This window comes from Streptomyces sp. NPDC086519 (assembly GCF_040686075.1).
Taxonomy (GTDB): Bacteria; Actinomycetota; Actinomycetes; order Streptomycetales; family Streptomycetaceae; genus Streptomyces; species Streptomyces shenzhenensis.
This window is the reverse complement of sequence record NZ_JBFBJL010000024.1, coordinates 81871-100384: the sequence shown is the minus strand read 5'-3', so window position 1 is coordinate 100384 and position 18514 is coordinate 81871. Positions and strand designations below refer to the sequence as shown.

Genomic DNA, 18514 nt, shown 5'->3' with positions numbered 1-18514 from the left:
CCACCTCCCCATGTTTCGCTTCCTCGTCCGCCGCATCCTCGGCGCCGTCATCACGCTGTTCATCATCAGCGCGATCACTTTCATGCTCTTCTACGCGGTGCCTCGCGACCCGGCGCGGATGGCCTGCGGCAAGCTCTGCACGCCGGAGACGCTCCAGCTGATCCGCCACAACATGGGAATCGACGAGTCGCTGCCGGTCCAGTACTGGCACTGGCTGACGGGCATCTTCCTGGGCCGCGACTACCCGGGCTTCGGCCACTGCAACGCCCCGTGCCTGGGCTACTCCTTCGTCAACCGCGAGCCCGTGCTCTCCACGATCGCGGACCGCTTCCCGACGACGGTCTCCCTCGCCCTCGGCTCCGCCGTGGTGTTCCTCATCTTCGGTATCGGCGCCGGCATGCTCGCCGCGGTCAAGCAGGGCAAGGCCCTCGACAAGATCGCCAGCAGCGCGTCCCTGGTCGCCTCGTCGATGCAGATCTACTTCGTCGGCCCGCTGGCGCTGTACTTCCTCGTGTACCAGTTCCACATCCTCGACCAGCCGTCGTACAACAGCTTCCTCGACGACCCGCTCTCCTGGGCCAATGGCCTTCTGGTGCCGTGGCTGGTGCTGGCCCTGATCTGGACCGCCAACTACACGCGTATGACGCGCTCCCAGCTGGTCGAGACGCTCACCGAGGACTACGTGCGCACGGCCCGGGCCAAGGGCATGTCGCGGCGCAACGTGTTCTTCCGCTTCGCCTGGCGTGGCGCGATGGCCCCCATCATCACGATCTTCGGTATCGACCTGGGGACCCTCCTCGGCGGCGCGATGATCACCGAGTTCACCTTCAGCCTCCAGGGCATCGGCCTGCTGTCCGTGAAGTCGGTGCAGACCAACGACCTGCCCATGCTGCTCGGCATCATGGTGATCACGTCATCGTTCGTGGTGATCGCCAACATCGTCGTCGACGCCGTCTACGGCCTCATCGACCCGCGTATCCGGCTCGCCTGACGCCGCCCGCCCCTACCAGCTACCCCGCATCACCCCCTCTGGAGCGTCCCCGTGACGAGCACCGATCAGCAGCCCTTCCTGTCCGTCAAGGACCTGAAGGTGCACTTCTCGACCGAGGACGGCGTCGTCAAGGCCGTCGACGGCCTCTCCTTCGACCTCATGCGCGGCAAGACGCTGGGCATCGTGGGTGAGTCGGGGTCCGGCAAGTCGGTCACCAACCTGACCATCCTGGGCCTGCACAACCCGGACAGCACCAAGGTCGAGGGCTCCATCGAGCTGGACGGCCAGGAGCTGAACGGCGCCCCGGAGAAGACGCTGGAGCACCTCCGCGGCAACAAGATGGCGATGATCTTCCAGGACGCCCTGGCCTCGCTGTCGCCGTACCACACCATCGGCGCGCAGATCGGCGAGGTGTACCGCAAGCACAAGGGTGTCTCCAAGAAGGAGGCCCGCGAGCGGGCGATCGAGATGCTCAAGCGGGTCGGGATCCCCCAGCCCGAGATGCGCGTCGACGACTACCCGCACCAGTTCTCCGGCGGTATGCGCCAGCGCGCGATGATCGCCATGGCCCTGGTCTGCGACCCCGAGCTGCTGATCGCCGACGAGCCGACCACCGCGCTCGACGTGACGGTCCAGGCCCAGATCATGGACCTGCTCAAGGACCTCCAGAAGGAGTTCGGCACCGCGATCATCTTCATCACCCACGACCTGGGGGTGATCGCCGACATCGCCGACGAGGTCCTGGTCATGTACGGCGGCCGGTGCGTGGAGCGCGGCACGAAGGAGGAGGTGCTGCGCAGCCCGCAGCACCCGTACACGTGGGGTCTGCTGGGCTCCATGCCGAGCCTGGACGGCCCGGTGGACGTCCCGCTGAACCCGATCCCGGGTTCCCCGCCGTCCCTGCTCAACCCGCCCTCCGGCTGCCGCTTCCACCCGCGCTGCGCCTTCGCCGAGAAGGTCGGCGGCAACCGGTGCGCCACGGAGAGCCCGGTCCTTCAGATCACGGACGGCCGGGGCAGTGCCTGTCACCTGACCGCCGAACAGCGGGCCGAGTACCTCGCCGACCTGACCGCGGCCAAGCACCACTGACGTACAAGAGACGGGATTTCACCACCATGAGCAGCACCACTCCCCTCCTGGACGTCTCCGGGCTGACCAAGCACTTCCCGATCAAGGGCGGCTTCCCGATCCGGCGCACGGTCGGCGCGGTCCAGGCCGTGGACGGCGTCGACTTCCAGGTCGCCGAGGGCGAGAGCCTGGGCCTGGTCGGTGAGTCCGGCTGCGGCAAGTCCACCACCGGCCGGCTGATCACCCGCCTGCTGGAGCCGACCGGCGGCAAGGTCAGCTACCGGGGCCAGGACATCACGCACGCCAGCCGCAAGGAACTGGCGCCGATCCGGTCCGAGATCCAGATGATCTTCCAGGACCCGTACGCCTCGCTGAACCCCCGCCAGACGGTCGGCAAGATCGTCGCGGGCCCCATGGAGATCAACGGCATCAACCCGGCGGGCGGCCGCGAGAACCGCGTACGGGAACTGCTGGAGATCGTCGGCCTGAACCCGGAGCACTACAACCGCTTCCCGCACGAGTTCTCCGGCGGCCAGCGCCAGCGCATCGGCGTGGCCCGCGCCCTGGCCCTGGAACCGAAGCTGATCGTCGCGGACGAGCCGGTCTCCGCCCTCGACGTCTCCATCCAGGCGCAGGTGGTCAACCTCCTTCAGAAGGTCCAGAAGGAACTGGGCATCGCGTTCGTCTTCATCGCCCACGACCTCGCGATCGTGCGGCACTTCTCACAGCGCGTCGCGGTGATGTACCTCGGTAAGATCGTGGAGATCGCCGACCGCGAGGACCTGTACGAGAACCCGCGCCACCCCTACACGCGGGCCCTGCTGTCCGCCGTGCCCGAGGCGACGGTCGAGGCGGAGCCGCGCGAGCGGATCCGCCTGGTCGGAGACGTCCCGTCGCCGATCAACCCGCCGTCCGGCTGCCGCTTCCGCACCCGTTGCTGGAAGGCGACGGAGAAGTGCGCGACGGAGGCGCCGCCGCTGGTCCAGGCCGACGGCAACAAGCCCGGCCACCTGACCGCCTGCCACTACCCTGAGGTGCGCGACACGGTTCCCGCCCCGCGCCTTACCAAGGACCCCGAGGCAGCGGCCTGACACACCCCTTTCCGTCAGCCGCCGCCTACGGACGGACTTTCACCGGCCCATTGACCCGAGCCCTGAACGTCCGCTCCAGGGGAGCAAGGGCCCGCGCCTCCCCAGGTGCGGGCCCTTCTCGTCGCCGTTCGGCGCCCTCAGGAAGCGGCACCGGCTTCGAGGAGCTCCCTGAAGCACAGCGAGAGCGCAGGTCGAAGGCCGCTGTCAGGTCGTACCGGAGACGCCTCCTGGCCTCCGGCCCGACCAGAGGCTCACCCACTCGGCCCCGTGCCGGGCCCGACGTTCACTCCTCGGCGAAGAGATCCACGGCGTCGGTGACGTGCACCGCCCGCTGCGCCCAGAGTTCAAGCTGATCCAGGTCCGTACAGGTCTTCACCCGCTCACGGACGGCGAAGCTCACCGGAATGCCGCGCCACTGCAAGATCTGGAGAACCGTCTCGGCCTTGGCCTCGGCCCAACCTTGCTCACGCCCTTCCTGACGGCCCTCCTCGCGGCCCTCCTCGCGGCCTTCCTCGCGCACCTGCTCGGCCAGCTCGTGCCGCCAGAAGTACTGGATATCCGTCATCAGGTCCCTCCACATCTGTTTCGCCCGGGAGTCAGCCAGGCACGAGTCGACGAACTGCACGAGGACCGCGGCACTGTCACGGTCGATGGTTTTCAAGGCGGCTGCCGGCGAAACTCCGAGGCTCCGGAAACGGCAGAGACAAGACCTGCCGTAAGGCCTTGGTCAGCAACCCCGGCTCCTTCTGGAAGATCCGGTGCAACGCCTCATGCGTCGACCCCACCATCACGCCACCCCCAAGGTGCACCACACGTACTTGCCGCGCTCCCCGAACCGGGACGACGGCTGCCAGCCCCAGCAGTCCGCACACGCGACCACCAGCCCCAGCCCCCGCCCCGCCTCGTCGAGCTCGGTGCCCGTCCCCGGCGGCCTGGGCGGCACGGGATCCGCGTCCCACGCCCCGATCCACACGACGCCCTCCGGGGAACGCCGCACCCGCAGCGCGGCCGGCCCCTTCGTGTGCCGCACGGCATTGGAGACCAGCTCAGCGGCGAGAAGCTCCGCGGTGTCGGCGAGGCCGATCAACCCGTGCATCGTCAGGATCAGACGCAGGGTGCGACGGCAGATCGTCACCGCTCTCAGATCGTTGGGAATGGAGAGCGTGTAGTCCCAGGCTTCGGACATGCGTCATCAACTCCGGTCGGATGAAGGGGTTTTACGCAGGGTGGCATCGCCGCACGGCAATCGTGCGGTGCACTTCCGCAGCGTGCGCGTTACGTCACCGACAGTAGGGGTCAATTTTGGCACCACGCAAGTCGTTGCCATAATCTGACGCTCGAACGAGTCACTGCCTCTGGGCAGTTGGGGTGGAGGAGGAAGCCATGCCACGCAGGCAGCAGGCCACCGCACGTCAGCAGCGGCTGGGCGCTGAACTGCGGAAACTACGTGAGGCAGCGGGGCTCAAAGGACGCGCCGCCGCCGAACTACTGGGAACCGACTCCGCCCAGGTGAGCCAGTTCGAGGCCGGCCTGGCGGGCGTAAGCGAGGCGCGCGTGCGCAGGATCGCGGCCCACTACGCCTGCACGGACCAGGAACTGGTCGACGCCCTGGCAGCGATGGCCGCCGACCGGACACGCGGGTGGTGGGAGGAATACCGCGGGCGCCTGCCCTCGTCGTTCCTCGACCTGTCGGAACTGGAGTACCACGCCACCTACCAGTGGGACGTGGAGTTCCTGTTCGTTCCCGGGCTTCTCCAGACCGAGGACTACGCGCGGGCGCTCTTCTCGTCACGGGTTCCCGAACTACCCGAAGAGGAGAGGGAGCTGCGCGTCCGGCACCGTATGCAGCGGCGCGTCATCCTGGAGAAGGCACCGCCCGTGCCGTACGAGGCCGTGATCCACGAGGCGGCGCTCCGGATGATGGTGGGCAGCCGCGCCGCCGCACGGGCTCAACTCGCCCGAGTACTGGAGCTTTCCGAGGCAGAGGGCACCTCGGTCCGCGTGATCCCCTTCGACCTGGAGCACTTCATCGATGTGGGTGCCGCCATGGTGTACGCAGGAGGCGCCGTCCCCAAGTTGGACACCGTCGTACGCGACGGCCCTCATGGCACGGGCTTCGTCGACTCCGAGGCGCAGTTGAGTGTGTTCCGAACGCACTTCCGTAGATTGGAGTCGGCATCACTCGACCCACGCCGGTCGCGTGACTTCATCCACAGGCTGACGAAGGAGCTATGAGTCGCCCATGACCGACCTCGACAACTGGCGCAAGTCGTCCTACTCCGGCGGCGGTGACGGCAACGCCTGCGTCGAGGTAGCCCCCCACCCCACCCACATATCCGTCCGCGACTCCAAAGCCCCCACCAGAGCCGTCCTCACCTTTCCCGCCGCCGCCTTCGCCGGCTTTCTCTCCGGGATGAAATCCCCGGCCTGGACACGAAGTTGATAGAAGCTCAAGAAGAAAGCCGTTCCTGACCCTCCGTTCAACGTCGTGTGGCACACTGCCGCGGTGGTCGATCATTCGTACGGGGATCTTTCGCTCGCCGCGCTCTACGAGAGCCTCAACCCGTGGGGACCGGGTGACGACTTCTACCTGGACCTGGTGATGTCCGCCGGGTCCGTGCTCGATGTCGGCTGCGGGACCGGGCGGTTGCTGCGCGGGGCGCGGGCCGCCGGCCACGGCGGGCGGCTGACGGGGCTTGAGCCGGCCGCGGCGATGCTCGTGCAGGCGCGTCGAGCCGAACCCGGTGTCGAGTGGGTGCTCGGCGATCTGCGTACCCGCCGCTGGGAGGACCACGGCTTCGATCTCGTCGTGATGACCGGTCACGCCTTCCAGGAGCTGCTCGGCGACGAGGAGGTGCGCGCCGCGCTGGCCGCCGTACGCACCGCCCTGTGCCCCACCGGTCGGTTCGTGTTCGAAACCCGGAACCCCGCCGCCCGCGCCTGGGAGAGCTGGACGCCGGACCGGGTGCGCCTGCTCGCCGACGCGGACGGGCGTCAGGTCCGGGTCTGGCACGAGGTCGAGGGATCACCGGTGGGAGACCGGGTGACCTTCACGGAGACGTACGAGGGCGAGGCCTGGGCGCGGCCTCAGGTGTGCCGCTCCACCCTGCGCTTTCTCGGCCCCGACGGCCTGTCCCGATTCCTGGGCGGTGCCGGCCTGGAGGTCGCCGAGCAGTACGGTGACTGGGCGCGCGAGCCGGTCACCTCGGGCAGCCCAGAGATCATCACCGTCGCGCGGCAGGTCCAGCGGCACGTCTAGGGCCGTTACGGCACTCCCGCCACCGCGGCGGTGAACCGCGCCCCGAGCGCCGCCACCGCGGCACGCAGTTCCTCCCCGCCCTCGACGCGGAAGGCGAACGGGACCCTCGCCAGCCATTCCTGCGCGTACATGTCGGGGTTGCGGGTGCTGCCGACCAGCACGCACCGGTTCTCCCCGAGGGGCTCGACCCGTCCCATGGGCGGCCGGATCCACGGGGCCACCTCGGCCAGGGGGGCGTCGAACGTGACGCGGGTGGCGAACTGCCAGCCGAGGCCCAGGTTGTCCTCCAGCACGGCGACCGGGTCGAGGCCCTGGGGCGGATCGAACCCGTGGCCGGTCGGCCGGACCTCGCGGACCCGGTCGACCCGGTAGGTGCGGATCGCGTCCGCGCGATGGGAATGGCACAGCAGGTACCAGCGGCCGTAGCGGACGACGAGGGACCAGGGGTCCACCTCCCCCTCCCACTCGTCGCCGGCCTCGCTGCGGTAGCTGACCGAGACCCGGCGCCGGGCCGCGACGGCGTCGACGAGTTCGCTGGTGACCGCCGGATCCGGGCGCGTCGAGTACGGGTCGGGCGCCGCCGACGCGTGCTCCCGCAGCATGGCCGCCTGGCGGCCGACGCTCTCCGGCAGTGCCTTGACGACCTTGTCCAGGGCGGTGCCGACCAGGTCGTCGGCGTCGGTCGCGGCCGGCCGGCGGCCGAGCACCGCCATCACCAGGCCGAGCGCCTCGGCCTGCGTGAAGTGCACCGGCGGCAGCCGGGTCCCGCGTCCCAGCCGGTACCCGCCGTGCGGCCCACGGGCCGACTCCACCGGGATGCCGGCCTCGCGCAGGATCCCGACGTACCGGCGTGCGGCCCGCTCGGTGACGCCCAGCCGCTCGGCGAGTTCACCGGCTGTCGTACCGGGGCGGGCCTGGAGGATCTCCAGGGTGCGTATCGCGCGCGCGGTGGGGCTGAGGTCGTTCGGCACGGAGGCAGGCCAATCCGCTAGCAGGCTGATCCGAGAGCAGGCTAGTGGGCTCCGCCGGGTATCCGGCCAGTCGGCTCCGCCGATTTCCCGTGGCCGGACGCCGGACAATCCGGCAGTGGATCGTCCGGATCTCCTTCTACGGTGAGGCCCTCGAAGACGGAGAAGGGAAACTGACCATGGACATTCTGCTCATCGGCGGCCTGTGGCTGGACGGATCCGTGTGGCGTGACGTCACGTCAGCGCTGGAGTCGCTGGGTCATCGCCCCGTGGCGATCACCCTCCCCGGTCAGGGGGACGGCTCCGCGTCCGCCACGCTCGACGACCAGGTGACGGCGGTGCTCGCCGCGCTCGACGCGGCGCCCGGCGAGGCTGTGGTGGTGGGGCACTCCGCCGCCTGCACGCTGGCCTGGCTGGCCGCCGACCGGCGGCCGGAACGGGTGGCCAAGGTCGTCCTCGTCGGCGGCTTCCCGACCGCCGACGGTCAGCCTTATGCCGACTTCTTCGAGGTACGGGACGGGGTCATGCCCTTCCCTGGCTGGGAACCGTTCGAGGGGCCGGACGCCGCGGACCTCGACGAGGGCGCCCGGCAGGCACTGGCTTCTGCCGCGATCCCGGTGCCCGCGGGCGTGGCCAAGGGCGTGGTGCGGCTGGCCGACGAGCGGCGGTTCGACGTCCCGGTGGTCGTCGTGTGCCCCGAGTTCACCCCCGCACAGGCCCAGGAGTGGATCAAGGGCGGCGACGTCCCGGAGCTCGCACGGGCCAAGCACGTCGGCTTCGCCGACATCGACTCCGGCCACTGGCCCATGGTGACCCGGCCCGCCGAGCTGGCCCGGATCCTGGCCGCGGTGGCGGTCACGGCGACGGGCACGGCCTGACCGGCCCGCCACCGTCCGGCAGGAGGGGGCTGGCTGGGGCCTCGTTCGGATCTTGGATGGCCCTGAGGCCTACGGAGCAGGTGTGCGATGCGGGCCGGTCCCCACCGGCGCAGGACGCGGAGCTTGCTGATCCGGCGCACTCCCCGGTCGCAGGCGGCTGAGGTGTTCGGAGCCGCCGTCCCAGAATTCCCGCGTTCCGCCGGGAGTGCGGAGATAGCCTCGGCGCTGTCATCGTCCGACGGGGAGGGGCAGGGGTATGGGCAGGGGTATGCAAGGGCAGGACTGGATCGAACGTGCGGGAGAGCTGTTCGAAGCGGCGATGTTCCGCGGGGACGCGTCCGCGCTGAACCAGTCGGATGAGGTGCTGGACTCGGTCGAGGCGCCGCTTGCCATGGCGCGGGGCAAGGTGCTGCACGTCCGCTTCCTGAACAACCGCGAGGAGAACACCCAGGAACTGGCGCTGTTCGAGCGTGCGGCCGAGTTGTACGAGCGTCTGGGGGATGCGTCGGGCGAGGCGGACGCGTTGTTCTGGGTCGGCTGCTGGCACCAGGTGGTCAAGGGCGACGGCGTTGCCGGCAGGCCGTACTTCGAGCGGTCGTACGCGCTGGCGAAATCCGTCGACGACCGGATGACGATGTCCTATGCGATTCGGCATCTGGGTTTCACCGACAAGGATGCAGGCCGCTTCGATCAGGCCCGCGAGCGGTTGACCGAGTCGGTGACACTGCGCCGTGAGATCGGTTTCAGGCCCGGGGAAGCGGCCGGCCTGGTGGCACTGGCCTACCTCGCGGCTGAAACCGGCGCCCCAGCGGCGGCGTTCCACCACCTTGAGGAGGCGCAGTCGGTCGCCGAGAGCTGCGGTGCCAAGGCCGTGCTGGGGTGGATCGAGCAAGCCCGCACGCACATCGGCTCCTAGGTGCTGACTGAGAAGTGCTGGTCGCAGCCATTCATTGAGGACTGCGACCAGCACGGTCGCCCCGTAGCGGACGGCGAGCTTCTCGTACCTCGTGGGCCCGGCAGACGGTGGAGTCGACGTTCACGTCCCAGGCGATCAGGCCCTTGGCGTCGGCCTGGGCCCGGAGCTGGGAGACGAGCCTGGCCCAGGTGCCGTCACGCTGCCGACGCCGGAACACAGGGTCCGTGGCGTTCCGGCACATCACGCCGGGGAGCGCCGGTCCGGGTCCGCCACCGTATGCCGTCCGTCAACTGCCGCCGAGTCCACACCGGCGGACGACCTGGCTTGATCCCCTGCAAAAGCACCGGCTCCAGCCAGGCCCACCGGCCGTTCGTCAGATCCCCACGCCCCACGGAGCGCGATCATCCGCGACAGCCCCTAGCCCTCCTCCTCCAGCGCCGCCAGCGCCGGGTCCAGCACGATGTCCTCGTCGCGGGCCTCCGTCGTCGGGTCCTCCGGGAAGTGGCAGGCCGTGAGGTGGCCCTCGTGGTTGCCGGAGAGCTGGATCAGCGGGGGTTCCTCCGTCGCGCACTTGTCCTGGGCCTTCCAGCAGCGCGTGCGGAAGCGGCAGCCGGAGGGCGGGGAGATGGGGGACGGGACGTCGCCGGCCAGGCGGATGCGTTCGCGGCCGGCCGCGTCCGGCTCGTCCGTGAGGCTGACCTCGGGGACGGCCGACAGCAGGGCGTGGGTGTAGGGGTGGCGGGGGCGGGTGTAGATCGCCTCGCGGTCGCCGACCTCGATGATCTTGCCGAGGTACATGACCGCGACGCGCTGCGAGAAGTGCCGTACCACCGCGAGGTCGTGGGCGATGAAGAGGAACGCGATGCCCAGTTCCTTCTGGACCTTCTGAAGGAGGTTGACCACCTGGGCCTGGATGGAGACGTCGAGGGCGGAGACCGGCTCGTCGGCGACGATCAGCTTCGGTTCCAGGGCCAGGGCGCGGGCCACGCCGATGCGCTGCCGCTGGCCGCCGGAGAACTCGTGCGGGAAGCGGTTGTAGTGCTCCGGGTTCAGGCCGACGATCTCCAGCAGTTCCCGTACGCGCTTCTCGCGGCCGCCCTCCGGTTCGATCCCGTTGATCTCCATCGGACCCGAGATGATCTTGCCGACCGTCTGCCGCGGGTTCAGCGACGAGTACGGGTCCTGGAAGATCATCTGGATCTCGGAGCGGATCGGGGCCAGCTCCCGACGCGACGCGTGGGTGATGTCCTGGCCTCGGTAGCTGATCGTGCCGGCCGTCGGTTCCAGCAGGCGGGTGATCAGCCGGCCGGTGGTGGACTTGCCGCAGCCCGACTCGCCGACCAGGCCGAAGCTCTCTCCCACCCGTACCGTCAGGTCGATGCCGTCCACGGCCTGGACCGCGCCGATCGTCCGCCGGATCGGGAAGCCGCCCTTGACCGGGAAGTACTTGGTCAGGCCGGATACCTCCAGCAGCGGTTCGCCGGCAGTCGCCTCGCGCGGGGCGGGAAGGACCATGTCCTGGGTCATGACGTGTCGTCTCCTAGCCCAGACGGGGCTTGATCTCTTCGATGAAGATGGTGTGCTTCTGGTCCGCCGTGAGGTGGCAGGCCGAGGCCCGGTCGGGGCCGAGCAGCGGGCGTTCGGTGACACAGCGGTTGCCGCCGACCCGGTCCTGGAAGGTGCAGCGGGGGTGGAAGCGGCAGCCGGAGGGCGGGGTCAGCAGGGAGGGCGGGGCGCCGGGGATCGGGGTCAGCGGCGTGGCCAGGTCCGAGTCCAGGCGTGGCATCGAGTTCAGCAGGCCCCAGGTGTACGGGTGCTGGGGCGCGCGCAGGACCTCGTCCGTCGTGCCGCGCTCCACCGCGCCGCCCGCGTACATCACCATGATGTCGTCGGCCATGTCGGCGATCACCCCCAGGTCGTGGGTGATGAAGATGATGCCCGATCCGAACTCCTGTTGCAGGTCCTTGAGCAGGTCCAGGATCTGCGCCTGGACGGTCACGTCCAGGGCGGTGGTCGGCTCGTCGGCGATGAGCAGGTCGGGGTCGCAGACCAGGGCCATGGCGATCATCGCGCGCTGGCGCATACCGCCGGAGAACTGGTGCGGGTAGTCCTTCGCCCGTTCCTTCGGGTTGGGGATGCCGACCTTGGCGAGCATCTCGACCGCCCGGTCCCAGGCCGCCCGCTTGGAGGCGCCCCGGTGTTTCATGAACGGCTCGGCGATCTGCCGGCCCACCGTGTAGTACGGCGACAGCGCGGTGAGCGGGTCCTGGAAGATCATGGCGGCCTTGTTGCCGCGCACCTTCTCCAGCTCGGACTCGCGGGCGGTGATCAACTCCTGGCCGTCCAGCAGGATCTCGCCCTCGACCGTGGTGAACTGGGGATTGTGCAGGCCGAGGATGGTCAGGTTGGTGACCGACTTCCCGGACCCCGACTCGCCGACGATCCCGAGGGTCTTGCCCCGCTCCACGTCGAACGACAACCCGTCCACGGCGCGGACCACGCCGTCCTCGGTCTTGAAGCTGACATGCAGGTCCCGCACCGAGAGGAGGGCACCCGCGTCGGCCGGTGCCGGGGTGCCGGCGTCCTTGGTCAGAGTGGTCACGACAGTTCTCCTCCTGCCCGGCCTAGGCCAGCCGAACGCGCGGGTCGATGAACGCGTAGGCCGCGTCGACGATGATGTTGAACAGCAGGATCATGGAGGCGGAGAACAGCATGACGCCCAGCAGCAGCGGCAGATCACTGAACTGCACGGATTCCACCGCGAGTCGCCCGAGGCCGGGCAGTGAGAAGGTGTACTCCGTGATGATGGCGCCGCCGAGCAGCGAGCCGAGGTCGATGCCGAAGATGGTGACGATCGGGATGAGCGAGCCGCGCCAGGCGTAGCGGAAGAAGACGTATCTGCGGGACATGCCCTTGGCGCGGGCGGTGCGCACGTGTTCCTCCTGGAGCTGTTCGATCATCGAGGAGCGCGCCATACGGGTGTACTGCGAGGCGAAGATCGTGGACAGCACCACCCAGGGGATGATCAGTCCGGTGAACCAGGTGATCGGGTCCGCGGTGAAGTTGTGGTAGCCGGGCTTGTCGAAGATGTGGGACTGGTAGACCAGCGCGGCGAGCGCCAGCGGGCCCAGGAAGTAGATCTGCATCGAACTGATCACCATGGAGCCGGCGGTGACCGTCTTGTCGAGCAGGGTGCCCCGCCGCCACGCGGCGAGCATCCCGGTGCCCAGACCCACGATCAGGAACACCACCGCGGCGCCCAGGGTGAGCGAGATGGTGGTGGGCAGCCGGTCCATCATGGTCGCCCAGACCAGGTCGTTGGTGTGGTACGAGTACCCGAAGCAGGGGGCGGGGCACGGGCCCTGGGCGAACTTGTCGCTGCCCAGGATCAGGTTGTGCAGGAAGATCCAGTACTGCTCGGGGATCGGTTTGTCGAGGCCGAGCACATGGTGGATGTTGGCGAGACTCGTCGGGTTGCACGTCTTGCCGCACATCAGCAGCGCCGGGTCGCGTGGCATCCCGAAGAACAGCAAGAACGTCACGATGCTCAACAAGAAGAGGATGACGACGGCACCGAGGATCCGGCGGACGAGGAAGCGCAGCATGCGAGGGGCTTTCTGACGTCGGCGGGCCGGGCGGTACCCGGTGCGGTGTCGCCCCGAGGGGCTCACGCACCGGGCACCGGCGGGCGGATGGGATTACTTGATGTACAGGCGACGCGGGTCGATGCCGCCGATCACGTCGTCGTAGACCAGGCCGCCGACCTTGGAACCGGCGATCTGCACCTGCTTGTAGTCGATGGTCGGGACGGCGTTGATGACGTCCTTGACCAGGTACTGGTCGAGCTTCTCCCACGCGGCGGCCGACTTGACCGGGTCGCTGATCTTGTTCGCCGCGTCGATGTCGGCGTTGACCTTGGCGTCGTTGACGTGCGAGTAGTTCGGCGAGCCGTCGGCGATCGCGCGGCCGTCGAACAGCGGCGGGATCACGGTCGAGGCGGACGGCCAGTCGGCGCCCCAGGCGGAGGCGTAGATGTCGTAGTTGTTGTCGACCTTGCCGACCTGGTCGTAGTACGTCTCGGCGGGGATGTCCTGGCGCTGCACGTTGAAGCCGGCCTTCTCCAGGGCCGCGGCGATGGCGGTGGAGTACTGCTGGCCCTCGGGCGTGTTCTGGTAGCCGTAGGTCAGCTTCAGACCGAGCTTGCCGGCCTTCTTCAGCAGCGCCTTGGCCTTGGCCGCGTCACCGCCCGGGTTCTTCTTCTTGCCCCACGGGTCGAAGGAGGCGTCGTAGCCGCTGACGGTCGGGCTGATGTAGCCGCCGGCGACCTCCGCGGCCGAACTGCCGCCGAAGGCGCGGATGATCGGGGTGATCGGCAGGGCGTAGGCGATGGCCTCGCGGACCGTCTTGTCCTGTAGCGCCGCGTGCTTCATGTTGATGTTGATCTGGCCGACGTAGGGCTGGTAGCCGGAGACCGTACGGGCCTTGACGGCCGCGTCGCCGCCGAGGACCTGGGAGATGTTGCCCGCGTCCACCGAGTTGTTGAAGCTGATGCCGGCCTGGTCGGCGCCGCTGTTGGCGAGCAGTTGCTTCGTGGAGTCCTCGTACTGGACGTTGAACGTGAAGTCCATCTGGTCCACGTACTGGTTGCGGATCGGGTCCGTCTTCGGGTCCCAGTTGGTGTTCTTCACCAGCACCATCGACTTGCCGGACTTGAACGACTGGATCTTGTACGGGCCGGTCGTCACCGGGACCTTGTCGTACTTCTCCTTCGTGTCGCCCTTCTTGGAGACGACGGCGTAGCCCGCCATGGCGAGCGCGTACGGCAGGTCCGGGTGCGGGGTCTTGAAGTGGAAGACGATGGTCTTGCTGTCGGGCGTCTCCAGGACGCTGTCCGGCAGGTGCTTGCCCTTGTAGGGGCCGTCCGGGAGCAGCTTGCGGTAGTCGGCGCCGTTGGTGTCGGCCATCCACTGCTGGAGGTACGTCGGGCCCTGGTTGATGAAGGACGCGAAGAGCCGCTCGAAGGTCTGGCGGAAGTCCGCGGACGTGATCGGCGTCCCGTCCGAGAACTTGATGCCGTCCTTCAGCGTGTACTTCCAGGTCTTGCCGCCGTCCGTGGTGGTACCGGAGTCGGTGGCCAGGTCGCCGACGACCTCGTGCTTGCTGCCGTCGTTGCTGGTGGACTTGTAGCCCGTGAGGCCTCGGTGGATCAGCGTGGCGAGCGAGCCCTCGTCGGAGACGTAGATCTGCCCCGGGTCGAGGTGCGCGTAGGAGTCGCGCTGCAACACTTCCAGGGTGCCGCCGGTCTTCGCGCCAGGAACGGCGGCAGCCGGACCCTGCGAGTCAGCCGCGTTACCGAACTTGATCGACGCCTGCTGCCGTTTGGCGTTCTGCTGGTCCTTCTTCTCGTTGTCGCTGGCGTTGCTGCCGCCTTTGCTGCAGCCGGTGAGCACGAGTGCTCCCGCCGCGAACACTGACAAAGCGGCGTATGCATGGCGTCCGCCCCTACTCATCACTGAAGTCTCCACCCATCTGTGTGTACGCCGGTGCGAAGGAAATGGCCGTGCGGTATCCGGGCGAGGACGCCCACAAACTGTCGGTCAGCGCGCCGTCTTGGGATCGAAGGCGTCCCGGACCGAGTCCCCGAGCAGGTTGAAGGCGACGATGAAGACGACCATCGAGACGCCGGGGAAGAACATGTACGTGATGTCGTTCTGCAGGACGAGCTCGGTCGAGGCCTTGGAGAACATCTGACCCCAGTCGGGGGTGGGCTCGACGATGCCGACGCCGAGGAACGACAGGCCCGCCTCGCTGGTGACGAGGTAGGGAAGCGTGTACGTGGTCTGCACCAGCAGCGGTGTCACCACGTTCGGCAGGATCTCCCTGCGGATGATCCGCCAGGGCGAGGCGCCGCTCACCTTGGCCGCTTCGATGAACTCCCGTTCACGCAGGGCGAGTGTCGTGCCGCGCAGGATGCGGGCGAGGCTCATCCAGCCGAGCACCCACTGGACGGCGATCAGCGCGACGACGCGCACATAGGTCGGCGTCTGGTCGCGCGGGCTGACGAACAGCGAGACCACGACCGGCATGCTGGCGATGAAGAACAGTTGCGCGGGGAAGGCGAGCAGGAAGTCGGTGAGCCGCCCGATGAAGAAGTCGGTCTTGCCGCCGAGGTAGCCGGCCGTGACACCGAGGAGGATTCCGGTGAGGACGACCGCGACGGTGACCGCCACAGAGATCATCAACGAGGTCCGGATGCCGTAGATCAGCTTGGTGAACACGTCGTAGCCGTTGCCGGGTTCCAGCCCGAACCAGAACTCGCTGCTGATGCCGCCGTTGGGCTGCACCGGCACACCCGCGCTGTCGAAGAGTTCCGGGCGTTCGTCGGCGTAGATGGTGTACGGGTTCTTGCCGTACAGCTTCGAGATCAGCGGCGCCGCCGCCGCGACCACGAAGAAGAAGAGCACGACGAACGCCGAGATGACGCCGGTGCGGTCGCGCTTGAAGCGTATCCACATCAGCCGGCCGGGTGAGCGGCCTTCGAGTTTCACCGTCCCGGCGTTCGGGTCGGGCTCCGGTCCGCCGTCCACGACGACCGACGGGCCGCCACCCTCAATGTCCGTAGGACTTGTCACAGTTCGTCCAATTCACAGGTGTGGGTGTGCCGAACCGGCGGCCGGCACGGGTGCGCGACCGCTGTGGCATGATCCAATGAGGCGTGATCCGATGAAGCGTCAGGGCGTCCCCGCGGTGAGCGGGAATGCCGCAGCCGGACGCGCGTAGGCGGGCGACGACGCTACGCGGCCGGCCGCCGCTTCAGGACCAACCGCCGGACGAACAAGGGCAGTCGGACGCGACGGACGGCGTGGCCGACGATGGAACCCACCTAGTGCCTGTGACACTGCACATGGGACTTCTCCTCATGACTTCACGTGTTCACCAACAGGAGGTTTCCGTCCATACCCTCCGACACCCCTGACGGAGGGTCAGACACCCCCTGGTGCTCGTGAGTCGAGCGCTGTCCCCACAGCGCGAGACCCATTGACCCGAGCGCTACGCGGCTAACTATCTGCCATGAGCCAGGTGCCGACCACTGTCTTTAAATCTCAATTCAGTCACAGCTAGCGCGTAGTTCTTCCGAAAAATGGACAAAGCGTTCGACGGGAGAAGGCCGCGAAACGGACTTGTTACATAGGTATCGGGCGCGGATCTCCGCATGTCGGACACCGGCCCCAGGATGGCCGACTCTCGCCCACCCGAAAACGGGTTGCAAAAAGCCCGGGCACCCCCATCATGGGGGCACCCGGGCTCGGCTGTCCTGCGGTCAGGCCCGATCAGCCGTGCTTGGCACGGCTGGCGGCGCGCGCCCGCTCGCGGGCGTCCAGGTTCACCTTGCGGATGCGAACGGCCTCCGGGGTCACCTCGACGCACTCGTCGTCACGGCAGAACTCCAGCGACTGCTCCAGCGAGAGCTTGCGCGGCGGCACGATCGCCTCGAACGAGTCGGCCGAGGACGACCGCATGTTCGTGAGCTTCTTCTCCTTGGTGATGTTGACGTCCATGTCGTCGGAGCGGGAGTTCTCCCCGACGATCATGCCCTCGTACACCTCGGTGCCCGGCTCGGTGAAGAGCACGCCGCGCTCCTGGAGGTTCGTCATCGCGAACGCGGTGACGGCACCGGCGCGGTCGGCGACCAGCGAGCCGTTGTTACGGGTCTGAAGGGGGCCGAACCAGGGCTCGTGGCCCTCGTGGATGGAGTGCCCGATGCCCGTGCCGCGCGTCTGCGTCAGGAACTCGGTACGGAAGCCGATGAGACCGCGGGAGGGCACCACGAACTCCATGCGCACCCAGCCGGAGCCGTGGTTGGACATGTTGTCCATCCGGCCCTTGCGGACGCCCATGAGCTGCGTGACCGCGCCCATGTGCTCCTCGGGCACGTCGATCGTCATGCGCTCGACCGGCTCGTAGACCTTGCCGTCGACGACCTTGGTGACGACCTGCGGCTTGCCGATGGTCAGCTCGAAGCCCTCGCGGCGCATCTGCTCGACCAGGATGGCGAGCGCCAGCTCACCACGGCCCTGGACCTCCCACGCGTCCGGACGCTCGGTGTCGAGCACCCGGAGGGAGACGTTACCGATCAGCTCGCGGTCGAGGCGGTCCTTGACCTGGCGGGCGGTGACCTTGCGGTCCTTGACGGCGGCCTTGTTGTCGGCGCCCTTGCCGGTACCGCCACGGCCGACCAGCGGCGAGGTGTTGGTGCCGATGGTCATCGAGATGGCCGGCTCGTCGACCGTGATCAGCGGCAGCGGGATCGGGTTCTCGGTGTCGGCGAGGGTCTCACCGATCATGATGTCCGAGATGCCGGCGACGGCGCAGATGTCACCCGGGCCGGCCACCTCGGCGGGCTTGCGGGTGAGCGCCTCGGTCATCAGGAGCTCGGTGATGCGCACGTTGGACATCGTGCCGTCACGCCTGATCCACGTGACGGTCTGGCCCTTGCGCAGCTCGCCCTGCTCGACGCGGAGCAGCGCGATACGGCCGAGGAAGTTGTCGGCGTCCAGGTTGGTGACGTGCGCCTGGAGCGGGGCCTCCTCGTCGTATTCCGGAGCCGGGACGTGGGAGAGGATCGTGGAGAAGAACGGCTCCAGGTTGTCGCTGTCGGCCGGAACCGTGCCGTCCTCCGGCTTGGTCAGCGAGGCCACACCGTCACGCGCACACGCGTAGACGATCGGGAACTCGATCTGGTCCTCGTCCGCGTCCAGGTCGAGGAAGAGGTCGTAGGTCTCGTTGACGACCTCGTCGATCCGGGAGTCCGGGCGGTCCGTCTTGTTGATGCACAGGATGACGGGCAGGCGCTGCTGGAGGGCCTTGCGCAGCACGAAGCGGGTCTGCGGCAGCGGGCCCTCGGAGGCGTCGACCAGCAGGACCACCGCGTCCACCATCGACAGACCGCGCTCGACCTCGCCGCCGAAGTCGGCGTGGCCCGGGGTGTCGATGATGTTGATGGTGATGACGTCGCCGCCATCCTTCGGGTGGTACTTCACGGCCGTGTTCTTGGCCAGGATCGTGATGCCCTTCTCACGCTCCAGATCGTTCGAGTCCATCATTCGGTCGTCGAGCGACTCGGCGGCGTGCGCCGCGAAGGCACCGGCCTGCTTCAGCATGGCGTCGACGAGGGTCGTCTTGCCGTGGTCGACGTGGGCGACGATGGCGACGTTGCGGATGTCGTGGCGCGTGGCCATAGTGCGGCGTACTCCCGGGGTGTTGAGAAGGCCCTCTGCGTACGTCCGTGACGCGGGCCTGCCGGGCTGAACACGCCACGGCCTCACCCCATGGTACGGGGCCG

General features: G+C 68.3%; 16 protein-coding genes and 2 pseudogenes. 8 read left to right on the top strand and 10 right to left on the bottom strand.

From position 1 onward, the window contains the following. Positions 1-10: 10 nt before the first annotated feature. Genes AB0P24_RS23465 through AB0P24_RS23455 form a run of 3 tightly spaced genes read left to right on the top strand, consistent with a single transcriptional unit; the run spans position 11 to position 3150 of the window. A complete protein-coding gene (locus AB0P24_RS23465; RefSeq protein ID WP_365797001.1) occupies positions 11-991 on the top strand; it encodes an ABC transporter permease in 981 nt (326 codons plus the stop codon). 51 nt (positions 992-1042) lie between these two features. Continuing rightward, positions 1043-2080 (top strand): ABC transporter ATP-binding protein, encoded by a 1038-nt coding sequence (locus tag AB0P24_RS23460; RefSeq protein ID WP_365796999.1) that lies wholly within the window; start codon positions 1043-1045, stop codon positions 2078-2080. A gap of 26 nt (positions 2081-2106) precedes the next feature. Further along, entirely contained in the window at positions 2107-3150 is a 1044-nt protein-coding gene (locus AB0P24_RS23455) for a dipeptide ABC transporter ATP-binding protein (protein WP_365796997.1), read from the top strand. A 283-nt stretch (positions 3151-3433) separates the two neighbouring features. Here AB0P24_RS23455 and AB0P24_RS23450 read toward each other — a convergent pair. Both AB0P24_RS23450 and AB0P24_RS23445 read right to left on the bottom strand, forming a co-directional pair. Then, positions 3434-3938: pseudogene (locus tag AB0P24_RS23450) on the bottom strand (hypothetical protein). After that, entirely contained in the window at positions 3938-4336 is a 399-nt protein-coding gene (locus AB0P24_RS23445) for an ATP-binding protein (protein WP_365796995.1), read from the bottom strand. Before AB0P24_RS23445 ends, AB0P24_RS23450 begins: the two are co-directional and overlap by 1 nt. Before the next feature lie 197 nt (positions 4337-4533). Between AB0P24_RS23445 and AB0P24_RS23440 the strand changes: the two genes are divergently transcribed. The 3 genes from AB0P24_RS23440 to AB0P24_RS23430 all read left to right on the top strand — a co-directional run bounded on the left by AB0P24_RS23440 (position 4534) and on the right by AB0P24_RS23430 (position 6409). Next, a complete protein-coding gene (locus AB0P24_RS23440; RefSeq protein ID WP_365796993.1) occupies positions 4534-5385 on the top strand; it encodes a helix-turn-helix transcriptional regulator in 852 nt (283 codons plus the stop codon). Between the two features lie 7 nt (positions 5386-5392). After that, on the top strand, positions 5393-5593 hold the full coding sequence (locus AB0P24_RS23435; protein WP_365796991.1) for a DUF397 domain-containing protein: 201 nt from the start codon (positions 5393-5395) through the stop codon (positions 5591-5593). Between the two features lie 63 nt (positions 5594-5656). Next, positions 5657-6409: a methyltransferase domain-containing protein gene (locus tag AB0P24_RS23430; RefSeq protein WP_365796989.1), complete on the top strand. Its 753-nt coding sequence runs from the start codon at positions 5657-5659 to the stop codon at positions 6407-6409. Between the two features lie 5 nt (positions 6410-6414). Here the strand turns inward: AB0P24_RS23430 and AB0P24_RS23425 are convergent, their stop codons facing one another. After that, positions 6415-7380, bottom strand: coding sequence for a WYL domain-containing protein (locus AB0P24_RS23425; protein WP_365796987.1), 966 nt, complete (start codon positions 7378-7380; stop codon positions 6415-6417). Between the two features lie 176 nt (positions 7381-7556). Between AB0P24_RS23425 and AB0P24_RS23420 the strand changes: the two genes are divergently transcribed. Both AB0P24_RS23420 and AB0P24_RS23415 read left to right on the top strand, forming a co-directional pair. Beyond that, complete coding sequence (locus AB0P24_RS23420) at positions 7557-8255, top strand: alpha/beta fold hydrolase (protein WP_365796985.1); 699 nt, start codon at positions 7557-7559, stop codon at positions 8253-8255. Between the two features lie 268 nt (positions 8256-8523). Beyond that, a complete protein-coding gene (locus tag AB0P24_RS23415) occupies positions 8524-9171 on the top strand; it encodes a tetratricopeptide repeat protein (protein WP_365796983.1) in 648 nt (215 codons plus the stop codon). 221 nt (positions 9172-9392) lie between these two features. Here AB0P24_RS23415 and AB0P24_RS23410 read toward each other — a convergent pair. From AB0P24_RS23410 to typA, 7 genes and pseudogenes are all read right to left on the bottom strand, one after another. Beyond that, positions 9393-9491: pseudogene (locus AB0P24_RS23410) on the bottom strand (IS5/IS1182 family transposase); the annotation flags it as partial. 97 nt (positions 9492-9588) lie between these two features. Beyond that, the gene (locus AB0P24_RS23405) at positions 9589-10698 is read right to left on the bottom strand and encodes a dipeptide ABC transporter ATP-binding protein (RefSeq protein WP_365796981.1); all 1110 of its coding nucleotides are present in this window, start codon (positions 10696-10698) and stop codon (positions 9589-9591) included. Between the two features lie 13 nt (positions 10699-10711). Then, positions 10712-11773, bottom strand: a complete 1062-nt coding sequence (locus AB0P24_RS23400; protein ID WP_365796979.1) for an ABC transporter ATP-binding protein — start codon at positions 11771-11773, stop codon at positions 10712-10714. Positions 11774-11795: 22 nt separating this feature from the next. Further along, positions 11796-12776, bottom strand: coding sequence for an ABC transporter permease (locus tag AB0P24_RS23395; protein WP_365796977.1), 981 nt, complete (start codon positions 12774-12776; stop codon positions 11796-11798). Between the two features lie 93 nt (positions 12777-12869). After that, positions 12870-14681, bottom strand: a complete 1812-nt coding sequence (locus AB0P24_RS23390; RefSeq protein WP_365796975.1) for an ABC transporter substrate-binding protein — start codon at positions 14679-14681, stop codon at positions 12870-12872. Between the two features lie 87 nt (positions 14682-14768). After that, complete coding sequence (locus AB0P24_RS23385) at positions 14769-15803, bottom strand: ABC transporter permease (protein ID WP_365796973.1); 1035 nt, start codon at positions 15801-15803, stop codon at positions 14769-14771. Positions 15804-16502: 699 nt separating this feature from the next. Beyond that, the gene (gene typA, locus AB0P24_RS23380; RefSeq protein WP_365796971.1) at positions 16503-18410 is read right to left on the bottom strand and encodes a translational GTPase TypA; all 1908 of its coding nucleotides are present in this window, start codon (positions 18408-18410) and stop codon (positions 16503-16505) included. Between the last annotated feature and the right edge of the window lie 104 nt (positions 18411-18514).